At 73.0% G+C, this 18,273-nt stretch carries 16 protein-coding genes; 5 read left to right on the top strand and 11 right to left on the bottom strand.

The window, feature by feature from the left end; all coding sequences use genetic code 11:
* Window positions 1–82: 82 nt before the first annotated feature.
* From tilS to dacB, 3 genes are all read right to left on the bottom strand, one after another.
* Entirely contained in the window at window positions 83–1,120 is a 1,038-nt protein-coding gene (tilS, locus tag LG634_RS14335) for a tRNA lysidine(34) synthetase TilS (protein ID WP_226734161.1), read from the bottom strand.
* A gap of 253 nt (window positions 1,121–1,373) precedes the next feature.
* Window positions 1,374–2,522 (bottom strand): Rv3626c family coenzyme F420 biosynthesis-associated protein, encoded by a 1,149-nt coding sequence (locus LG634_RS14340; RefSeq protein WP_226734162.1) that lies wholly within the window; start codon window positions 2,520–2,522, stop codon window positions 1,374–1,376.
* 374 nt (window positions 2,523–2,896) lie between these two features.
* Entirely contained in the window at window positions 2,897–4,312 is a 1,416-nt protein-coding gene (gene dacB / locus LG634_RS14345; protein WP_226734266.1) for a D-alanyl-D-alanine carboxypeptidase/D-alanyl-D-alanine endopeptidase, read from the bottom strand.
* Between the two features lie 170 nt (window positions 4,313–4,482).
* On the opposite strand from dacB, the gene LG634_RS14350 reads away from it, so the two are divergent.
* Together LG634_RS14350 and LG634_RS14355 are read left to right on the top strand one after the other, a co-directional pair.
* Window positions 4,483–4,974, top strand: coding sequence for an inorganic diphosphatase (locus LG634_RS14350; protein WP_226734267.1), 492 nt, complete (start codon window positions 4,483–4,485; stop codon window positions 4,972–4,974).
* Window positions 4,975–5,128: 154 nt separating this feature from the next.
* A complete protein-coding gene (locus LG634_RS14355) occupies window positions 5,129–6,766 on the top strand; it encodes a threonine/serine exporter family protein (RefSeq protein ID WP_226734163.1) in 1,638 nt (545 codons plus the stop codon).
* Between the two features lie 28 nt (window positions 6,767–6,794).
* Here the strand turns inward: LG634_RS14355 and LG634_RS14360 are convergent, their stop codons facing one another.
* The 5 genes from LG634_RS14360 to LG634_RS14380 all read right to left on the bottom strand — a co-directional run bounded on the left by LG634_RS14360 (window position 6,795) and on the right by LG634_RS14380 (window position 11,566).
* Window positions 6,795–7,499: a VTT domain-containing protein gene (locus LG634_RS14360; RefSeq protein WP_226734164.1), complete on the bottom strand. Its 705-nt coding sequence runs from the start codon at window positions 7,497–7,499 to the stop codon at window positions 6,795–6,797.
* Between the two features lie 122 nt (window positions 7,500–7,621).
* A complete protein-coding gene (locus LG634_RS14365) occupies window positions 7,622–8,383 on the bottom strand; it encodes a MerR family transcriptional regulator (protein ID WP_226734165.1) in 762 nt (253 codons plus the stop codon).
* Between the two features lie 67 nt (window positions 8,384–8,450).
* Complete coding sequence (locus LG634_RS14370; protein ID WP_226734166.1) at window positions 8,451–9,002, bottom strand: DinB family protein; 552 nt, start codon at window positions 9,000–9,002, stop codon at window positions 8,451–8,453.
* A 141-nt stretch (window positions 9,003–9,143) separates the two neighbouring features.
* On the bottom strand, window positions 9,144–10,601 hold the full coding sequence (locus tag LG634_RS14375) for an aldehyde dehydrogenase family protein (RefSeq protein WP_226734167.1): 1,458 nt from the start codon (window positions 10,599–10,601) through the stop codon (window positions 9,144–9,146).
* Window positions 10,602–10,702: 101 nt separating this feature from the next.
* The gene (locus tag LG634_RS14380; RefSeq protein ID WP_226734168.1) at window positions 10,703–11,566 is read right to left on the bottom strand and encodes a Sco1979 family transcriptional regulator; all 864 of its coding nucleotides are present in this window, start codon (window positions 11,564–11,566) and stop codon (window positions 10,703–10,705) included.
* A gap of 332 nt (window positions 11,567–11,898) precedes the next feature.
* Here LG634_RS14380 and LG634_RS14385 point away from each other — a divergent pair, with 332 nt between their 5' ends.
* Window positions 11,899–12,411: an ATP-binding protein gene (locus LG634_RS14385; protein ID WP_226734169.1), complete on the top strand. Its 513-nt coding sequence runs from the start codon at window positions 11,899–11,901 to the stop codon at window positions 12,409–12,411.
* 76 nt (window positions 12,412–12,487) lie between these two features.
* On the opposite strand, the gene LG634_RS14390 is transcribed toward LG634_RS14385, so the two are convergent.
* Entirely contained in the window at window positions 12,488–12,727 is a 240-nt protein-coding gene (locus LG634_RS14390; RefSeq protein ID WP_226734170.1) for a DUF397 domain-containing protein, read from the bottom strand.
* A gap of 426 nt (window positions 12,728–13,153) precedes the next feature.
* Between LG634_RS14390 and LG634_RS14395 the strand changes: the two genes are divergently transcribed.
* Both LG634_RS14395 and LG634_RS14400 read left to right on the top strand, forming a co-directional pair.
* The gene (locus LG634_RS14395; protein ID WP_226734171.1) at window positions 13,154–14,350 is read left to right on the top strand and encodes a DUF2786 domain-containing protein; all 1,197 of its coding nucleotides are present in this window, start codon (window positions 13,154–13,156) and stop codon (window positions 14,348–14,350) included.
* 87 nt (window positions 14,351–14,437) lie between these two features.
* Window positions 14,438–16,126 (top strand): bifunctional 3'-5' exonuclease/DNA polymerase, encoded by a 1,689-nt coding sequence (locus tag LG634_RS14400; RefSeq protein WP_226734172.1) that lies wholly within the window; start codon window positions 14,438–14,440, stop codon window positions 16,124–16,126.
* A gap of 77 nt (window positions 16,127–16,203) precedes the next feature.
* On the opposite strand, the gene LG634_RS14405 is transcribed toward LG634_RS14400, so the two are convergent.
* Complete coding sequence (locus LG634_RS14405) at window positions 16,204–17,454, bottom strand: hypothetical protein (protein ID WP_226734173.1); 1,251 nt, start codon at window positions 17,452–17,454, stop codon at window positions 16,204–16,206.
* A gap of 190 nt (window positions 17,455–17,644) precedes the next feature.
* Complete coding sequence (locus LG634_RS14410) at window positions 17,645–18,157, bottom strand: SigE family RNA polymerase sigma factor (protein ID WP_226734174.1); 513 nt, start codon at window positions 18,155–18,157, stop codon at window positions 17,645–17,647.
* Window positions 18,158–18,273 lie beyond the last annotated feature (116 nt).

Here is an 18,273-nt window from a genome sequence, read left to right on the forward strand (position 1 = left end):
CCTTCTCGTCCACCCGTATCACTTTCGTTGTCGGCCGGGGCTCCGGGGGATGCCCGGAGGACTCAGCCGTGTTTCAGCACCATCAGCCCTGCCGGATGACAAGTCTGCCACCCTGCCGCCGGGCCTCGACGCGGCCGGGCAGGTTGATGGCTCCCTGGCCGCGCCAGCCGGTGATCAGCCGGTCGACTTCTTCGATGTGCCGGGCGAACAGCGAGCCGGCGGGGGAACCGGCCGCGACGGCCGCCCTGCGCAGGACCCGGCGGCGGACGGCCGGGGGCAGGGCGTACAGCTTGGCGCACTCCAGCTGCCCGGCTTCGTCGCGTACGGATTCGTCGGCCCGGGCGGCCCAGGCGTCGAGCGCGTCGGCGTCGTCCCGGGACAGCTGGGCGGTCCGGGCGAGCGCTTCGACGACTCCCTTGCCCAGGGCCTTCTCGAGGGCGGGCAGCCCCTCGTGGCGCAGCCGGGACCGGGTGTACGCCGGGTCGGCGTTGTGCGGGTCGTCCCAGACGGGCAGGGACTGGACCATGCAGGCCTTGCGGGCGGTCTGCCGGTCGATGTCGAGGAAGGGCCGCCGGTAGCGGTCGGGGGCGGCACCGGCGCCGGTGCCGGCGGACTTCTCGGCCATGCCGGACAGCGAGCGGGTGCCGGAGCCGCGGGCGAGGCCGAGCAGGACGGTTTCGGCCTGGTCGTCGCGGGTGTGGCCGAGCAGGACGGCGGCGGCGCCGAGGCGTTCGGCGGCCGCGTCGAGGGCGGCGTAGCGGGCGTCACGGGCGGCCGCCTCGGGGCCGCCGTCGCGGCCGACGCTGACGGCGACGGCTTCCACCGGGTCCAGGCGCAGTGCGGTCATGCGGGTGGCGACCTCGGCTGCGCGCAGGTCCGAGCCGGGCTGGAGGCCGTGGTCGACGGTGATGCCGCCGGCGCGGACGGAGAGTTTGGGGGCCTCGAAGGCGAGTGCGGAGGCGAGCGCCATCGAGTCGGCGCCGCCGGAGCAGGCGACGAGGACCAGGGGGCGCGTGGCGGGGGGTGCCCCGTCGGGGGTGGTCGTGGTGTCGGTGAGGATGTCGTGGAGTACGCGGCGGACCGCCAGGCGTATCGCTGCGACCGCAGGATGGGGACCCATGTCCGGTGCCCTTCGGATGAGTTGGGGTGCCTCGTGGTGGTGCTACGGGGTGTGGCTCGGGATGCGTCCGAGCGGTCCGGCGGGGTCCGCGGGGCGGAGCCGGGCCGGATGTCACTCAGAGTGCGTCGATGGTGACAGAGGCGAGCGGTTCCCTGAGCATCGCACGCCCATCCACGGCCCACGGTCCCTCGGATGGGTGACGCTGAGGCCCCCACAGAGACACCTTTTCGCCTCACGCGTCACTCGTTTCGCGTCACCCCTCGTCATTCCCACCGGTGTCGCGGACGCCGTGGACGCGGGCGATCCAGTCGGCGGGGCGGGCGATCTCGGCCTTGGTGGGGAGGGTGTTGGGCGAGGTCCACACCCGGTTGAAGCCGTCCATGCCGACCTGGCCGGCCACGGCCCGCACGAACCGCTCGCCGTCGCGGTACTGGCGCAGCTTGGCGTCGAGGCCCAGCAGCCGGCGGAGCGCGGCGTCGAGGCGGCCGGCGCCGCTGGCCCGGCGCTTCTGGAACTTCTCGCGGATCTCGCCGACGGAGGGCACCACCTCGGGTCCCACGCCGTCCATGACGTAGTCGGCGTGGCCCTCCAGCAGGGACATCACGGCGGTCAGGCGGCCGAGCACCTCGCGCTGCTCGGGGGTCTGCACGAGTTCGACGAGGGAGCGGCCGCCCTCGTCCTCCTCGCCTTCGGGGCGGGCGCCGGCGAGGGACTGGGCGGCTTCGCGGAGCCGTTCCAGCACGGTCGCGGGGTCCATCTCGGTGGCGCCGAGGAAGGACTGGATCTCGCCCTGGAGGTGGTCGCGCAGCCAGGGCACGGCGGTGAACTGGGTGCGGTGGGTCTCCTCGTGGAGGCACACCCACAGCCGGAAGTCGTGCGGGTCCACGTCCAGCTCGCGCTCCACGTGGACGATGTTGGGCGCGACCAGGAGCAGCCGGCCGCCGCCGTGCGCCGAGCCGGGCAGGTCGGGTCCGGCCGGGGCGAACGTCTCGTACTGGCCGAGGACCCGGGAGGCGAGGAAGCTGAGCAGCATGCCGAGCTCCACGCCGGTGACCTTGCCGCCGACCGCGCCGAGCACGGCGCCGCCGGGGGAGGTGCCGCGGCGTTCCTGCATGCGGTCGAGGAGCGGGCCGAGGAGGGCGCGGAAGCCGGCCACGTTCGCCTTGGCCCAGCCGGCGCGGTCCACGACGAGGACAGGGGTGTCGTGGACGTCGGCGTCCTCGGGGAGCATCCGGGTGTAGGCCCGTACGTGCCGTTCGGATGCCTTGGCGTGTCTGCGCAACTCGGCCACCACGGCGCGGGCCTCGTCCCGCGTGACGTCCGGGCCGGGCCGTACGAGTCTCGTCGCGGTTGCCACCGCGAGGTTCCAGTCGACCATCTCCGCACCACCGATGCTCGTCATGCGTCAACCGTACGTGCCGCACCCCCCGCCCGTGGACCCCTGGTCCTCAAACGCCGGACGGTCCGACCTCGCCGTCGCCCTCGGCCCGGCCTCCGGCCTCCGCCGCCCCTCCAGCCCGTCCGGCACCCTCGGCCCGGCCTCCGGCCTCCGCCGCCCCTCCAGCCCGTCCGGCACCCTCGGCCCGGCCTTCCGGCCTCCGCGTCGCCCCCAGCCCGTCCAGCACCCTCGGCACGCGGTCCGGGCTCCGCGGCGGGCCCAGCTTCGCCGGCGAGGCTGGAATTGGCCCGGCCGAGCCGGAGTCCAGCCAGGCGGAGCCGGAGGGTGTCCGGCGGAGCCGGCGGCTGGGAGGGGCGAGGGTGGAGCGGGGCGGCGGGTCAGGTCGGCGGGGTGGTGAGGGCGGCGGCCAGGTGGTCCAGGGCGCGGGGCGCCCGGACGCGGTCGGTGGTCTCCGAGGCGAGGAAGGCGAAGGCGAGCAGGCGCCCGGTCGGGGAGACGGCCGTGCCGGCGAGCGAGTTGACACCCGTGAGCGTCCCGGTCTTGGCCCGCACCAGACCGGAGGCGGAGCCTTCGGTGTTGCGCCCGGTCAGGGTGCCGGTGAAACCGGCCACGGGCAGCCCGGTGAGGACCGGCCGCAGCTCCGGACGCGCAGGGTCCGCAGCGAGCACCAGCAGCGAGGTGAGCAGCGAGGCACTGACCCGGTCCGCCCGGGAGAGCCCGCTCCCGTCGGCGAAGCGCGCCCCCCGCACATCGGCCCCCAGCCCCCCGAGCCGCGCCGCAACCGCCCGCCCGGCCCCGTCGAAGGACGCCGGCAGCCCGCCGGCCAGCGCCGTCTGCCGCGCCAGCGCCTCCGCCAGGTCGTTGTCGCTGTGCGTGAGCATCCGCTCGACCAGTGCCGCCACGGTCGGGGACAGCGTCTCGGCGAGCGGGGCCGCATCCGCCGCGGCCCGCCCCGGCACCGGCTCGCCGCGGACGGCGATCCCCCGCGCCCGCAGCAGCCCGGCGAAGGCCCGCGCCGCATCGGCCGCCGGGGTCGCACTCCGCTCCCGGTCCCCCGACAGCGAACCGTCGAGCCGCGCCTCGTCGACCATCAGCGCGGTGACGGGCGCGAGGTTCCCGTTGACCCCGATCGGGTGCCGGGCCGGCCCGGTGTAGAGGGACTCGTCGTAGGCGAGGACCAGCTCGGACGCCGGCCGGCCCTTCAGCGCAGCCGCCGTGTCGTCCGCCAGTGAGTGCAGGCTGGCCGCGCCGGGCCGGTCCGTACGCGCGGTCAGCGTCGGGTCCCCGCCGCCGGTCAGCACGATCCGGCGGCCGCCGGGATCGGCGAGGACCCGCGTCGGGATCCGGTGTTCCGGCCCCCGCGCCGCCAGCACCGCGACCGCCGTGGCGATCTTGATGGTCGAGGCGGGGGTCTGCGCCCGCCCGGCCTGGTCCGCGTACAGCACCTTCCCGGTGGTTACGTCGACGACGGACGCGGCGCGCTGCCGCCCCAGCGCGGGATCGGCCATCAGCGGCCGCAGAACGGGCTCCAGGGGTGCCCCGGGGGGCGCGGCGGGTGCGGTGAGGGCCGCGAGCACGCCCGGCGCGCTGGGTGCCGCCTGCGGCCGCTGCGCGGCCTCGGCGTCGGCGGGCGCGCCGTGATCTGCGCCACCCGTCAGGCTCTGGGAGGCGGCCCGGTCCCGCTCGGCCTTACGCTGGCCGGAGTCCCAGGGACCGGAAGCGGCCACCGCTCCGATCGCCAGGGTCAGGCCAACGGCGGCCGAACCCGCGGCGACCTGCCACGTTCTGACCATCGGCACCTCGGACCAGCCCCTTTCGCGATCACACGACTGCGTGAGGGACACTTAACCACTGCGTCTTGCCGCGAGCATGGCACCCCACCCGGCAGGGCTGGGCCCGGACGCGCACGCAGTTGAATTCATTGCAGTCTCGAAGCTTGCAGCTGGACATGGAGGAGCAGGACGTGGAGTTCGACGTCACCATCGAGATCCCCAAGGGTTCGCGGAACAAGTACGAGGTGGACCACGAGACCGGCCGGATCCGTCTGGACCGTCGCCTCTTCACCTCGACGAGCTACCCGACGGACTACGGCTTCGTCGAGAACACCCTGGGCGAGGACGGCGACCCGCTGGACGCGCTGGTCATCCTGGACGAGCCGACCTTCCCGGGCTGCCTGATCAAGTGCCGCGCCATCGGCATGTTCCGCATGACCGACGAGGCGGGCGGCGACGACAAGCTGCTGTGCGTGCCGGCCTCCGACCCGCGTGTCGAGCACCTGCGCGACATCCACCACATCTCCGAGTTCGACCGCCTGGAGATCCAGCACTTCTTCGAGGTCTACAAGGACCTGGAGCCGGGCAAGTCGGTCGAGGGTGCCGACTGGGTCGGCCGCACCGAGGCCGAGGCCGAGATCGAGCGTTCCTTCAAGCGTCTGCAGGAGCAGGGCGGCCACTGAGCCGTCCCGGCCGTCCACGGCGGCCGGCTGCCGATTCCGCTTCGACGGGCGGCACCCCCTGGGGGGTGCCGCCCGTCGGCGTATCCGGGTGCATCCGGCTGTTCTGGGGACGAAACGATTCCGCATACTGTGATCACGGGCCTGGACAGATGGAGTGCGCGTGGCAGAGTCCGAGGGGGCAGACGACCGCAAGCCGCGGTCGGACGAGGCGCGGAGTGCGTTCGCGGCGCCGCCCGGGGTGGAAACCGCCGGGCCGCCCGAGGAGGAGCAGCCGACCTCGGAATTCGCAGTTCCTGAGGGTCTGGCGGCCGTGCCGTCCGAGCCCGAAGGTTCCGCTTTCGCCCGGCCGAGTACGTACAGCGCGCAGCACTCGCCGCCGGCGTACCGGCCGGGGCACGGCTTCCCGGTCTCCCCCATGACCGACTCGCCCTGGCAGGACCGGATGCGGACCATGCTGCGGATGCCGGTCGGCGAGCGTCCGGTGCCGGAGGCGACGAAGCCGGAGGAGGGCGGTCCGGCGGTCGGCCGCGTGCTCGACCTGACCCTGCGCATCGGCGAGCTGCTGCTGTCGGGCGGTGAGTCCGCGGAGGACGTGGAGGCGGCGATGTTCGCCGTCAGCCGCAGCTACGGGCTGGACCGCTGCGAGCCGACGGTCACGTTCACGATGCTGTCGATCACGCACCAGCCCTCGCTGGTCGCGAACCCGGTGACGGCCAGCCGCACGGTGCGCCGCCGGGGTACGGACTACAACCGGCTGGCGGCGGTGTACCGGCTGGTCGCCGATCTCAGCACGCCGGACGCCGGGATCTCGATGGAGGAGGCGTACCGGCGGCTCGCCGAGATCCGCCGCAACCGGCACCCGTACCCGACCTGGGTGCTCACGGCGGCCGCGGGCCTGCTGGCGGGTGCGGCCTCGACGCTGGTCGGCGGCGGAGTGCTGGTGTTCTTCGCGGCCGCGCTGGGCGCGGTCCTCGGCGACCGGCTGGCGTGGCTGAGCGCCGGGCGCGGGCTGCCGGAGTTCTACCAGTTCACGGTGGCCGCGATGCCGCCCGCCGCGATCGGCGTGGCGATGTCGCTGATGCACGCGGACGTGAAGTCCTCGGCGGTGATCACCGGCGGGCTGTTCGCGCTGCTGCCCGGGCGGGCCCTGGTGGCGGCCGTGCAGGACGGGCTGACCGGCTTCTACATCACGGCGGCGGCCCGGCTGCTGGAGGTCATGTACCTGTTCATCGGGATCATCGTCGGCGTGCTGGTGGTGCTCTACCTGGGGCTCCAGCTGGGGTCGCCGACGGATCCGGAGAACGTCCTGCGGATCACCGAGCGGCCGCTGGTGCAGATCGCCGCGTCGATGGTGCTGGTGCTGACCTTCGCGGTCCTGCTCCAGCAGGAGCGGTCCACGGTGCTGATGGTGACCCTGAACGGCGGAGTGGCCTGGGTGATCTTCGGGGCGATGCACTACGCGGGCGGGATCCCGCCGGTGCCGTCGACGGCGGTCGCGGCGGGCGTGGTGGGCCTGTTCGGCCAGCTGCTCTCGCGCTACCGGCACACGTCGGCGCTGCCGTACGTCACCGCCGCGATCGGCCCGCTGCTGCCGGGTTCGGCCACGTACTACGGGCTGCTGTCGATCGCGGAGAACCAGCTGAACAAGGGGCTGGGCTCGCTGATCAACGCGGTGACGGTGGCGCTGGCCATCGCGATCGGGGTGAACCTGGGGGCCGAGGTGTCCCGGCTGTTCCTCCGGATCCCGGGGGCCGCCAAGCGCGCCGCGGCGAAGCGGACGCGCGGCTTCTAGACGGCTCCCGGGCCCGGGGGACGGTGGGTCAGCGCTTGGCGTGGCGGCCGCGCTGGGCCGGGGTGCCGGCCGGGGTGGAGCCGTCGGCGGCGGGAGCCGCGTCCTTGCCGTTCTTCGCTTCCCTGCGCGCCTTGAGGACTTCGAAGATCACCGGGAGGACCGAGATCAGCACGATGAGGACGAGGATGGCCTCGATGTTCTCGCCGATCAGCTTGATCTGGCCGAGCCAGTAGCCGGCCACGGTGACGCCCGCGCCCCAGCCGATGCCGCCGACGATGTTGTAGATCAGGAAGGTGCGGTACTTCATGGAGCCGGCACCGGCGACGATCGGCGCGAAGGTGCGGATGATCGGCACGAAGCGGGCCAGCACGATGGCCTTGGGGCCGTGCTTGTCCATGAACTCGTGGGCCTTGTCGAGGTTCTCCCGCTTGAAGACCTTCGAGTTCGGCCGGTTGAACAGCTTCGGCCCAAAGAACTTGCCGATCATGTAACCGACCTGGTCGCCGATGATCGCGGCGGCCACGATCAGGGTGCAGACCAGCCACAGCGGCTGCTTGATGTACTCGCCGTTGGCGACCAGCAGACCGGCCGTGAACAGCAGGGAGTCGCCGGGGAGGAAGGCGAAGAGGCCCGATTCGGCGAAGACGATGACCAGAATGCCGATGAGGCCGAACTCCGAGATCAGGTAGTCCGGGGACAGCCACTCGGGGCCGAGTGCGAGCGTCGTGTACACGTGTTCCGGGGCTCCTGGTCTGAGGGTCGCGGCAGTGCGGGGCAGCTGGCTCCGTATCAATTATCAACGCATGCCGCCCCCGCCCGGTTCCAGTACCGGGCAGGGGTAACTTTGCCATGCTTTTACCGATCGTGGCGCGCCGCGTTGGCCAGGATCGCCCGTCGGGTGTATGCGGCGAGCCCCGGGCGGGCCTTGTCGATGTTCGCCGTGAACCTCGGATCGGCCACGTACATCTCCGCGAGCCCGCGGTGGATCTCGTACGTGCACGTGTAGTGGTTGCGGGTGATCATCGCCCGGTGCTCCTCGGCGACGTCCATCGCGGCCTCGGACTCCGGGTCGGCGCCGGCGTCCAGCAGGGCGGCCATCCGGAGCGTGTTCGCCTCGCCCTCGGCCTTGATCCGCAGCCAGTCCGCCTTGGTGTACGAAGCGGACCGCCGGGCCGACTCGCGGTAGGCGTCGGTGTCGCCCCAGCGCTGCTGCACTTCCTCCTCGTACTGCTCCGGGTCGTGGTCCCCGAAGACCTCGAACCGCTCCTCGGGGGTCAGGCTGATGCTCATCGTGCGTGCCTCCATCGCTCGCTCCACGGCGGCGGCCATCTCCTGGAGGCGCCGGATCCGGCCCGACAGCAGCGCGTGCTGCCGGCGCAGGTGCTCGCGCGGGTCGGAGTCCGGGTCGTCCAGGAGGGCCGCCACCTCGTCGAGGGGGAAGCCGAGCTCGCGGTAGAACAGGATCTGCTGCAGCCGGTCCAGGTCGGCGTCCTCGTAGCGCCGGTGTCCCGCTCCGCTGCGCCCGCCCGGGGAGAGCAGGCCGATCTCGTCGTAGTGGTGCAGGGTCCGCACCGTGACGCCGGCGAAACCGGCGACCTGTCCCACCGAATAGCTCATGCTCGGCGCCCCTTCGTTCTCGGTACGCACTCCACTGTGGGTCCTCACGCCGCGTGAGGTGCAAGTCCTACGCGGCGGGGCCGGCCTCCGCGGCGGCCGCGACCAGCTCGAAGGCGGTCTTCCCGTCGAGGGACTCGCGGATGACGTCCGCGTGCCCGGCGTGCCGGGCGAACTCCTCGATCAGGTGCAGCACCAGCCAGCGCATCGACACCTTGCCATCCTTCGGGAACCAGGGCGCGGCGGGCAGCGGGAAGGTGTCGTCCATGCTCGGCACCGAGCGGACGAACCCCTCGGTCTCGGCCGCGACCGCGTCCCAGAAGGCCAGCACCTCGGGCATCGACTCGCCTTCGGCGAGCCGGAAGCTGTCGCCCCAGGTCTCCTCGGTGCGCTGCCGTTCGTTGGGACGCTGCTGGGCCAGCCGCAGCCAGTTCAGCTCGGTCTCGGCGACGTGCTTGACCAGACCGGAGAGCGACAGCGCGCTCGCGCTCGGGCGGCTCGCCGCCTGCTCCTCGGTCAGCCCGACGAGCGTCCGGCGCAGGGCGCCGCGCTGTGCCTCGGCGAACGCCAGCAGCGCGCCGCGCTCGTCTCCGTACTGCTCCGCGGGAACGTGAGTGACCATGGGTGACCGCCTCCGGTGTGCCGTGTCCTGCCGTCTTGCTGACAGGAACCACACTAGAAAGCCTTGCGGTCAGCTTCTGTCCTCAATGCCCGCGGCGTTGCGGCGTCATCGTTGCGAGGTCACCCGGACGGGGTCGGAGGGTCAGAACGGGAAGGCCGTCCGACCGTGCTGGACCGAGATCCACTTCTGGGTGGTGAAGGCCTCGACGGTCGCAGAACCGTTCAGGCGGCCCAGCCCGGAGGCCTTCTCCCCGCCGAACGCGGCCAGCGGCTCGTCCCCGATGGTGGAGTCGTTGACGTGGATCATCCCGGTCTCGATGCGCTGCGCGAACCGGATGCCCCGCTCCACGTCCCGGGTGTGGACGGCGCCGGAGAGGCCGTACGGGGTCGCGTTGGCCAGCCGTACGCCGTCCTCCTCGCCGTCGAAGGGGACGAGGAGGGCCACCGGTCCGAAGATCTCCTGGCCCAGCAGCGGGGAGTCCTCGGCGATGCCGGTGAGGACGGTGGGCTCGACGAGGTTGCCGCGGGTGGTGCCGCGGACCAGGACGGTGGCGCCGTCCTCGATGGCCCGGTCCACGAGCGCGGTGAGCGCGTCGGCCTGGAAGGAGTTGATGAGCGGGCCGATCTGGGTGTCGGCCTCGCGCGGGTCGCCGGTCTTGAGGCCCTTCACCTTGGCGGTGAACTTGGCGGTGAATTCGTCGGCGATGGAGCGGTCCACCAGGATCCGGTTGGCGGCCATGCAGACCTGCCCCTGGTACACGAAGCGGCTGAACACCGCCGCGTCCACGGCGTAGTCGAGGTCGGCGTCGTCGAGGACCACGAGGGCGCTGTTGCCGCTGAGCTCCAGGACGGTCCGCTTGAAGTGGCGGGCGGCGACCGCGCCGACGTGCCGGCCGACCCGGTCCGAGCCGGCGAAGGAGATCACCTTCGGCACGGGGTGGGTGAGCAGGGCGTCGCCGATCTCGGCGATGTCGGTGACGAGGACGTTCAGCAGCCCGGCGGGCAGGCCCGCGTCCTCGAAGAGCTTGGCGATGACGCCGCCGCCGACCACGGGCGCGTTCTGGTTGGGCTTGATCACGACCGCGTTGCCGAGGGCGAGCGCGGGGGCCACGGACTTCAGGGTGACGAGGAAGGGGAAGTTGAACGGGCTGATCACGGAGACCACGCCCACCGGCAGCCGCTGGACCCGGTTCTCCTTGCCGGCCACGGGTGACGGAAGGATTCGCCCCTCGGGCCGGACGGCCAGCTGGATCGCCTCGCGCAGGAACTCCTGGGCGAGCTGGATCTCGTAGACGGCCTTGGTGCGGGTGCCGCCCAGCTCGTCGATCATCGCCTCGACGATCTCGGCCTCGCGCTCGGCGGTCAGCCGGAGGACGTTCTCCAGGATCGACCGGCGGGTGTAGGGGCTGGTCTCGGCCCAGACCCGCTGGGCGCGGGCGGCAGCCCGGTAGGCGAGGTCGACCTGCTCGACGGTGGCCACCGTGATGGCGGCGAGCTTGTCACCGTTGTACGGGTTGACGTCGATGATGTCCCACGAGCCGGTCCCGGCCAGCCATTCGCCGTCTATGTACTGGTGAGCCAGCTCGGTGAATATGGACATGCCATCCCTTACTGCGAGCGGCGCGCGCACCGTTGCGCCCGCCGGGCCCCGATGACGCCTGATGCCGACAAACCCTGAATGGCCGTCATCCTACTTGTGGTTCAGGAGAGTTGGAGCAGTCCGCGAAGAAGATCCCGGGTCTCGTCCGGGTTCGGGCAGTCGGCCTGGAGCCGTTCCATCGCCCGCTCGTACTGCGCGACCTCCTCGTCCTTGTCGAGGTAGAGGGCGCTGGTGAGCTGTTCGAGGTAGACGATGTCCTGGAGGTCGGACTCGGGGAACCGCAGCAGGGTGAAGGCGCCGCTCTCGCCGGCGTGCCCGCCGAAGCTGAACGGCATGACCTGGAGGCGCACGTTCGGCCGCTGGGAGAACTCGATGAGGTGCTCCAGCTGACCCCGCATCACGGACCGGTCACCGTAGGGCCGGCGCAGCGCGGCCTCGTCGAGCACGGCGTGGAAGACGGGCGCGTTCTCGGCGACGAGCACCTTCTGGCGCTCCAGCCGCAGCGCGACCCGGCGGTCGATCTCGGCGGCCGAGGCCCCGGGCATGCCGCGGCTCACCACGGCGTGGGCGTACGCCTCGGTCTGGAGGAGGCCGTGGACGAACTGGACCTCGTAGATGCGGATGAGGGAGGCGGCCCCTTCGAGGCCGATGTACGTCTGGAACCAGCCGGGCAGCACGTCTCCGTAACTGTGCCACCAGCCCGCAGCGTTGGCCTCGCGGACGAGTCCGAGCAAGGACTCGCGTTCGGCACCGTCGGTCACTCCGTAGAGGGTCAGCAGATCCTCGACGTCTCTGGCCTTGAAGCTCACCCTTCCCAACTCCAAGCGGCTGATCTTCGATTCGGACGCGCGGATCGAGTAGCCGGCCGCCTCGCGGGTGATCCCGCGGGATTCACGCAGTCGCCTGAGCTGAGACCCCAGGAGGATGCGCCGCACCACTGAGCCATTGGACTCGGTTGCGGTCACGTTCCAACCCTCCCCATCGCGGTGTTCGTCTGTCTACAGGTCTCGGGCCCCCGTGCCCCGGGTCCCGAAGTCTGCCACCAAAACGCATCCGGCCGTACTCGTTCTGTAACGGAATCGTGGATCCCGGAAAAGAAGTCCGTAAGTATGCGTAGGAAGAAATGAGCAAGAACCGTCACGTGAACGGACAGGTCCGGCGCGTGCACGTGCATCTGCCCTTGCATCTGCCCTACGCATTCGGAACCATGGTGCCGCGCAGCTGCGTGCAATCCGCGCATGCGCACAGGGCCCGCCCCGCAGTACCGCTCCGTCCGCGACTTCCGGGAGTGCCTCGCATGGGGACGAATGGATCGACCATGCTGCAGCCTTTACGGCAGGGGCTGCCCCCGGTCGACCCCACGGCCGTCTCCGGGTCCGCGTCGTGCGCGCTGCCGGCCCGGTTCGAGGCGGTGCGCGGCGCCCGCTCCTTCACAAGATCGACGCTCTGCCAGTGGGGCCTCGACGAGCGTTTCGACGACGTCTCCTTGGTGGTCTCCGAGCTCGTCACCAACGCCCTGCGGCACGCGCTTCCGGAGGGGGCGCGCGAGGGCGAGGCGGACTCGCCGGTGCGGCTGCACCTGATGCGGTGGAGCACCCGGCTGGTGTGCGCGGTACGGGATCCCAGCGAGGACTGTCCGGCGGGTGAGGGCGAGCCGTTCTCCCCGGCGCGGACCGAGGACAACTTCGACCTGGAGTCCGGGCGCGGGCTGTTCCTGGTCGACTCCTACAGCGACAGCTGGGGCTGGCACCCGCTCGCGGGGCGGCTGACCGGCAAGGTCGTGTGGGCCCTGTTCCTGCTGCACGACTGAACCACGCACCGCGGGGGACATGCGAGCGCCCGGCCGGCCGGCCGGGCGCTTCTGCGCACGTGCGTAGGTCCGCGGGTCAGGGCGCGATGAGGTGGTCGAACTCGCCGTCCTTGACCCCGAGCAGCAGTGCCTCTATCTCTGCCGGCGTGTACACCAGCGCGGGCCCGTCGGGGAAGCGCGAGTTGCGCACCGCGACGTCACCTCCGGGCAGTTTCGCGAACTCCACGCAGGAGCCCTGGGAGTTGCTGTGCCTGCTCTTCTGCCACATCACCCCGTCGAGTTCTGTGGCCGCCATGCCGTTGTACGCGTGGTCCACAGTTTGCCCCCGTTGTGCAGATGTCAACTCCACCGGATCATAGCTGTGTTCATATGCGGCTGCATGGGCAGATGCACGTGCACGCGGGGTATCGACCCGGTCACTCGCCCTGCGTAAGCGCCCAGCTCCACCCGGCAATCCCGGACCCCACGGCTCCGCCTCGAACCCTTGGGGCGCGCAGGGCCCGGCGCCGGGCATAATCCGGCCCCGCCGGCGCTCCGGGCGCGGGATCCGGGGCGGAGCCCCGAAGCTTTGAGGCGCACCGCGCCGGACGCAGGGGCAAAACCCGGCCCGTCCGGCGCTTGAGGACCGGGGTCCGGGGCGGAGCCCCGGATCTTCGAGCCCCGCCGGCGACTGCGGCGCCGGTTCGTCCACAGGCTGTGGACGGGGCCCGGCCCGGTGGGGGCCGGTGCATACCCTGGAGGGATGCGCATCGTCGACACGGCTTTCGCGGCCGCCCTCCGCAATCAGGACGACACCGCCCTGGACACCGCCGCGTCCCTCCTCGCCGCCGACCCCGGGACCTGGCCCGAGACGGGCCGGGAGCTCCTCCACCGCGGAGCCGGATTCATCCGCCAGGCCTGGGAGCACGGCTGGCAGCCCGCCGACCTCGCCCGCCTGGTCCGCCGCGACCTCGACGACCGCCACCTCCGCCTCGCCGCCGACCTCATCGCCGCCGAGTCCCGCCGCTACCCGCGCCTCCCCGACCGCTGGCAGGCCCAGCTGGACGCCCTCGGCACGACCGTCTGGTGGGACTCGGACGACACGTACGCCCCCGCCCTCGCCCGCCGCGAGAACACCGACCGCTTCACGCTCGCCACCGCACTCCTCGAACTCCTCCGCCTCCTCGTCCGCCTCCCCGCCCTCGAACCCGTCGGCCCCGTCCCCGGCGACCCGGCAGCCGACGCCCCCGCCCTGCACGGCGACCCCAAGACCCTCACCCGCATCCGCGCCCTGCTGGCCAAGGCCGAGGCCACCCCGTACCCCGAAGAGGCGGAGGCGCTCAGCGCGAAGGCGCAGGAGCTGATCGCCCGCCACACCGTCGACGAGGCCCTCCTCGCGGCCCGCGGCGGCACGCCCGCCCGGCAGCCGGCCGCCTGCCGCATCGGCGTGGAACCGCCGTACGAGGAGGCCAAGGCCGTCCTCCTGGACGCGGTGGCCACCGCGAACCACTGCCGCGCCGTGTGGAACGGCACGTTCGAGTTCTCCACCGTCGTCGGCTTCGAAAGCGACCTGGAGGCGGTGGAGCTCCTCCACACCTCCCTCCTCGTCCAGGGCCTGGCCGCCATGACCCGCGCCGAACAGGCCCAGCGCACCGGCGGCCGCAAGCGCACCAAGACCTTCCGCCAGTCCTTCTTCCTCGCATACGCCAGCCGCCTCGGCCACCGCCTGGAGGAGACCGCCGCCCGCACCACCGAGGCCGCGGACGCAGAGTCCGGCGGCGGCGCCCTGCTCCCGGTCCTGGCCGCCCGCGACGTGGCCGTGTCCTCCCGCGCCGACGAGCTGTTCCCCCGTACGACCACCACCCGGCTGCGCGGCGCGACGGACCTCGCCGGCTGGGAGGACGGCACCGCGGCCGCCGACCGCGCGAACGTCACCCCCGGCCGCGCCCGCCTGCCCTGACCGGCCGCCCGGGCGGCCGGACGGCCGGAGGAGACCACCCGTCCGGCGGACACCGCACTGTCGGACCCCGGTGCCACAATCGCACTCATGAGCGAACGGTGGGTCCTGGGCGAGGCGTCGGGCGGCGCCGTGTCCGCGGTGCCCCTGGGCCCGGACGGCCGCCCCGCCGCCCCGGTCCGCACCCTCCCCGGCCCCGCCGCGGCCGTGGCCGCCGCACCCCCCGGCACCCGCTGGGTGTGGCGCGCCACCCATGAGGTGTATCCGCAGCTGCTCGCCGCCGGCGTCCGCGTGGACCGGTGCTACGACATCGAGGACGCCGAGCTGCTGCTCCTCGGCCACGAGGGCCGCTCCGGCGAGCCCCGCTCCGCCGCGGCCGCGTACGCCCGCCTGCAGCACGCGCCCGTCCCGCCCGACCCGCCGCTGCGCTCCGCCGCCCCCGGCACCCAGTCCTCGCTGTTCGAACCGCAGGGCACCCCGGTCTCGTTCGAGGCCCTGCTGGAGGTCTACGCCGAACAGCAGCGCCGTCACGACCTGACCGGCCACCCGGAGCGGATGCGGCTGCTGACGGCCGCCGAGTCCGCCGGGATGCTGGTGGCCGCCGAGATGAACCGGGCCGGCATCCCCTGGCGGGCCGACGTGCACCGGTCCGTCCTCACCGAACTCCTCGGCGAGCGGTACGCGGGCGGCGGCGAGCCGCGTCGCCTGGCCGAGCTGGCCGACGAAATCTCCCGCGCCTTCGGCCGCCGGGTCCGCCCCGACCTCCCCGCCGACGTGATCAAGGCCTTCGCCGGGGCGGGCATCAGGCTGCGCTCCACCCGCCGCTGGGAGCTCCAGGAGCTGGACCACCCGGCCGTGGAGCCGCTGATCGCCTACAAGAAGCTGTACCGGATCTACACCGCGCACGGCTGGGGGTGGCTCCAGGACTGGGTGCACGAGGGCCGGTTCCGCCCCGAGTTCGTGCCCGGCGGCACGGTCACCGGCCGCTGGGTGACCAACGGCGGCGGCGCCCTGCAGATCCCCAAGGTGATCCGGCGGGCGGTGGTCGCCGACCCCGGCTGGCGGCTGGTGGTCGCGGACGCCGACCAGATGGAACCGCGGGTGCTCGCCGCGATCTCCCGCGACCCGGGGCTGATGGACGTGGCCGGCCGCCCCGGCGACCTCTACCAGGCCGTCTCCGACCGGGCGTTCGCCGGCGACCGCGACATGGCCAAGCTCGCCGTCCTGGGCGCGGTCTACGGCCAGACCTCCGGCGACGGCCTGAAGAACCTGGCCGCCCTCCGCCGCCGCTTCCCGAAGGCGGTGGCGTACGTGGACGAGGCGGCGCGGGCCGGCGAGGAGGGCCGGCTGGTACGGACGTGGCTGGGCCGGACCTGCCCGCCCGCGGCCGGTGCCGACGAGGCGGGCGGCGAGGCCGGACTGCCCCAGGACGACGGCGCGCCGGAGCGCCCGCAGGACGGCTGGACCCCGGGCTACGCCTCGACGGACTCCCGGGCCCGCGGCCGGTTCACGCGCAACTTCGTGGTGCAGGGCAGCGCAGCCGACTGGGCGCTGCTGATGCTGGCGGCGCTGCGGCAGTCGCTCGCCGGGATGCGGGCCGAGCTGGTGTTCTTCCAGCACGACGAGGTGATCGTGCACTGCCCCGCCGAGGAGGCGGGGCAGGTGGCGGAGGCGATCCGCGCGGCCGGTGACCTGGCCGGGCGGATCGCCTTCGGTGAGACCCCGGTCCGCTTCCCGTTCACGACGGCGACCGTGGAGTGCTACGCGGACGCGAAGTGAAGGGAGCGGCACCGGACCCGGCGCGACCCCCGTGCGCCCCGGGTCCTGCGGGTCACTTGCCACGCGTCAGCCTCGGGTCACTTGCCTCGCGTCAGCCGCGGGTCGGTGGCGATCTCCTGGAGCAGCTTCATCGTCACGCCGGGCTCCGGGCGGGTCGCCGGCAGGTGCTGGGCCGGGCTGTTGAAGGCGGACACGACGATCCGCAGCCCGTCCGGGCGGATGGTGTCGACGTCCCACCACACCACGCCCGCGCCGCCCTTCTCGCCGGCCCGCTGGTTCGGGTTGACCTTCGTACCGTCGGGCAGGGTGGTGACGTCCGGTTCGCCGAACAGGTCGTCCACGACGTCGCCCATGCCCTGCTGGAGCTGGACGGTGACGTGGAACTTCCCCTTGCCGTCGTCGACGACGACCCGGGCGCCCTCCCCGCCGCCGTCCTTCTCCAGCACCTGCAGCGAGCTCGGCAGGTGGTCGCGCAGCACCGCGAGCACGGGCCGGGTCAGCGGCTTGGGCGTGTCCGGGTTCGGGCGCTGGACCGGCGGCGCGTTGAGGTCGAGGAGGACGGGCGCCCAGGAGTCGGAGGTGACCAGCGCCTCCAGCGCGGCCGGGTCCAGCGGCGGCTCGGGCCGGCTGACCGCGGCGCCCTTCTGGGCGGGCGCGTTCCACTCGCCGGCGTCGACGACGTGCCCCTGGCGGGTGACGAAGGTGGCCCGCCAGGACTTGGTGGGCTCCCGCTTGTCGGGGTACTCGTAGCCCTTGATGACCAGCAGCCGTCCGCCGCCGGGCAGGTTCTTCGCCGTGCAGCCGTCGTGCGGGACCTGGGTGGCTGACGGGCATGTGGTCAGCTCCCGGGCCTGGTCGCCGGCCGGATCGAGCCGCCAGAACCCGATGCTGACGGCGGACCTGCCCTTGCCGTCGTCGTAGACGCCGGCGGCCGTGGCGCCCTCGGCGGTGCCGCGGCCCGTGGTCTCGCCGAGGGTGCCGCCGCGCAGCAGGGTGGTGAGGGTGCGGACGATCTCGTCCCCGGAGACGTTGCCCTTGCCGGGCACCCACTCCTTCTTCGCCGGGTCGCCGGGCTCGCGCTCGCCGGGCGCGGCCACCGAGGTCCGCACGCTGTCCCCGCCGCCGCCCAGCAGGCCGGTGGTGAACGCGCCGGTGGTGCCGATCACGGCCAGGGCCAGCAGGCTGCCGCCGGCCACCGCCGCCCGGCGCCGCCGGACCAGCCGCCGGCCGTACAGTTCGCCGGCGTCGACCAGCGCGGTCTGCCGGTGGGGGGCGAAGGAGTCCCCGGTGTGCCGGAGCGCCTCGCCGAGCTCTTCTTCGAAGGGCATGGGTAACCAGACCTTTCAACGGAATGGGGTGGGTGCTTCACGTCATGGGCCGGACGGGCCGGTTCGGGCCGGTTCGGGCAAGGGCGTTGCGGCCGTACGCCGTCCGGACCGCCGTTTCGGTACGCCGTCCGGACCGCCGTTTCGGTACGCCGTCCGGGCCGCCGGTCCGGTACGCCGTCCGGTTCGCCCGTCAGGGCGCGGCGAACTCCGGCAGGGAGCCGCCGAGATGCTCGCGCAGCCGGGTCAGGGCGCGGCCGGCGCGGGTCCGCACGGCGGCCGAGCTGACGTTCATGGCCTGCGCGGTCTCCTCGATGCTGCGGTCCTCCCAGTAGCGCAGCACCACCACGGCCCGGTCCTGTGCCGACAGCCGGCCCAGCGCGTCCAGCAGGGTCAGCCGCAGGGCCGGGTCGGCCCCCGCCACCGCGGGCCCCAGATCGGCGAACTGCGCCACCGGCCGCTCGCCCGCCGACCGGCGCCGCTGGTGCGTGAGGAAGGCGCGGACCAGCACGGTCTGCGCGTACGCCGCCGGGTTGCCGATCCGGGCGATCCGCCCCCACGTCAGGTACATCCGGCCCAGCGTCTCCTGCACCAGGTCCTCGGCCAGATGGGTGTCCCCGCTGGTCAGCAGGCAGGCCGAGCGGAACAGGTGGCCGGTGCGCGCGTCCGCGAACTCGCGGAACCCGTCACGGCGCGACGGTCTCATGTCTCCCCCTCACATCTCCGACACCCCATTGACGCGCCGGGGTCCCCGCAATGTTTCAGCGATTTCCGGCCAAGTGATTCCGGCCGGTGGCCGGGCTGCCCCCGTTACCCCGGGTC

Source organism: Streptomyces bambusae (assembly GCF_020532645.1).
Classification (GTDB): domain Bacteria; phylum Actinomycetota; class Actinomycetes; order Streptomycetales; family Streptomycetaceae; genus Streptomyces; species Streptomyces bambusae.

Excerpts from the sequence above, each read along its gene's own strand:
- tilS (WP_226734161.1), bottom strand. The coding sequence starts at position 1,120 with ATGGGTCCCCATCCTGCGGTCGCAGCGATACGCCTGGCGGTCCGCCGC.
- LG634_RS14340 (WP_226734162.1), bottom strand. The coding sequence starts at position 2,522 with ATGACGAGCATCGGTGGTGCGGAGATGGTCGACTGGAACCTCGCGGTG.
- dacB (WP_226734266.1), bottom strand. The coding sequence starts at position 4,312 with ATGGTCAGAACGTGGCAGGTCGCCGCGGGTTCGGCCGCCGTTGGCCTG.
- LG634_RS14365 (WP_226734165.1), bottom strand. The coding sequence starts at position 8,383 with ATGAGCTATTCGGTGGGACAGGTCGCCGGTTTCGCCGGCGTCACGGTG.
- LG634_RS14370 (WP_226734166.1), bottom strand. The coding sequence starts at position 9,002 with ATGGTCACTCACGTTCCCGCGGAGCAGTACGGAGACGAGCGCGGCGCG.
- LG634_RS14375 (WP_226734167.1), bottom strand. The coding sequence starts at position 10,601 with ATGTCCATATTCACCGAGCTGGCTCACCAGTACATAGACGGCGAATGG.
- LG634_RS14385 (WP_226734169.1), top strand. The coding sequence starts at position 11,899 with ATGGGGACGAATGGATCGACCATGCTGCAGCCTTTACGGCAGGGGCTG.
- LG634_RS14395 (WP_226734171.1), top strand. The coding sequence starts at position 13,154 with ATGCGCATCGTCGACACGGCTTTCGCGGCCGCCCTCCGCAATCAGGAC.
- LG634_RS14400 (WP_226734172.1), top strand. The coding sequence starts at position 14,438 with ATGAGCGAACGGTGGGTCCTGGGCGAGGCGTCGGGCGGCGCCGTGTCC.
- LG634_RS14405 (WP_226734173.1), bottom strand. The coding sequence starts at position 17,454 with ATGCCCTTCGAAGAAGAGCTCGGCGAGGCGCTCCGGCACACCGGGGAC.
- LG634_RS14410 (WP_226734174.1), bottom strand. The coding sequence starts at position 18,157 with ATGAGACCGTCGCGCCGTGACGGGTTCCGCGAGTTCGCGGACGCGCGC.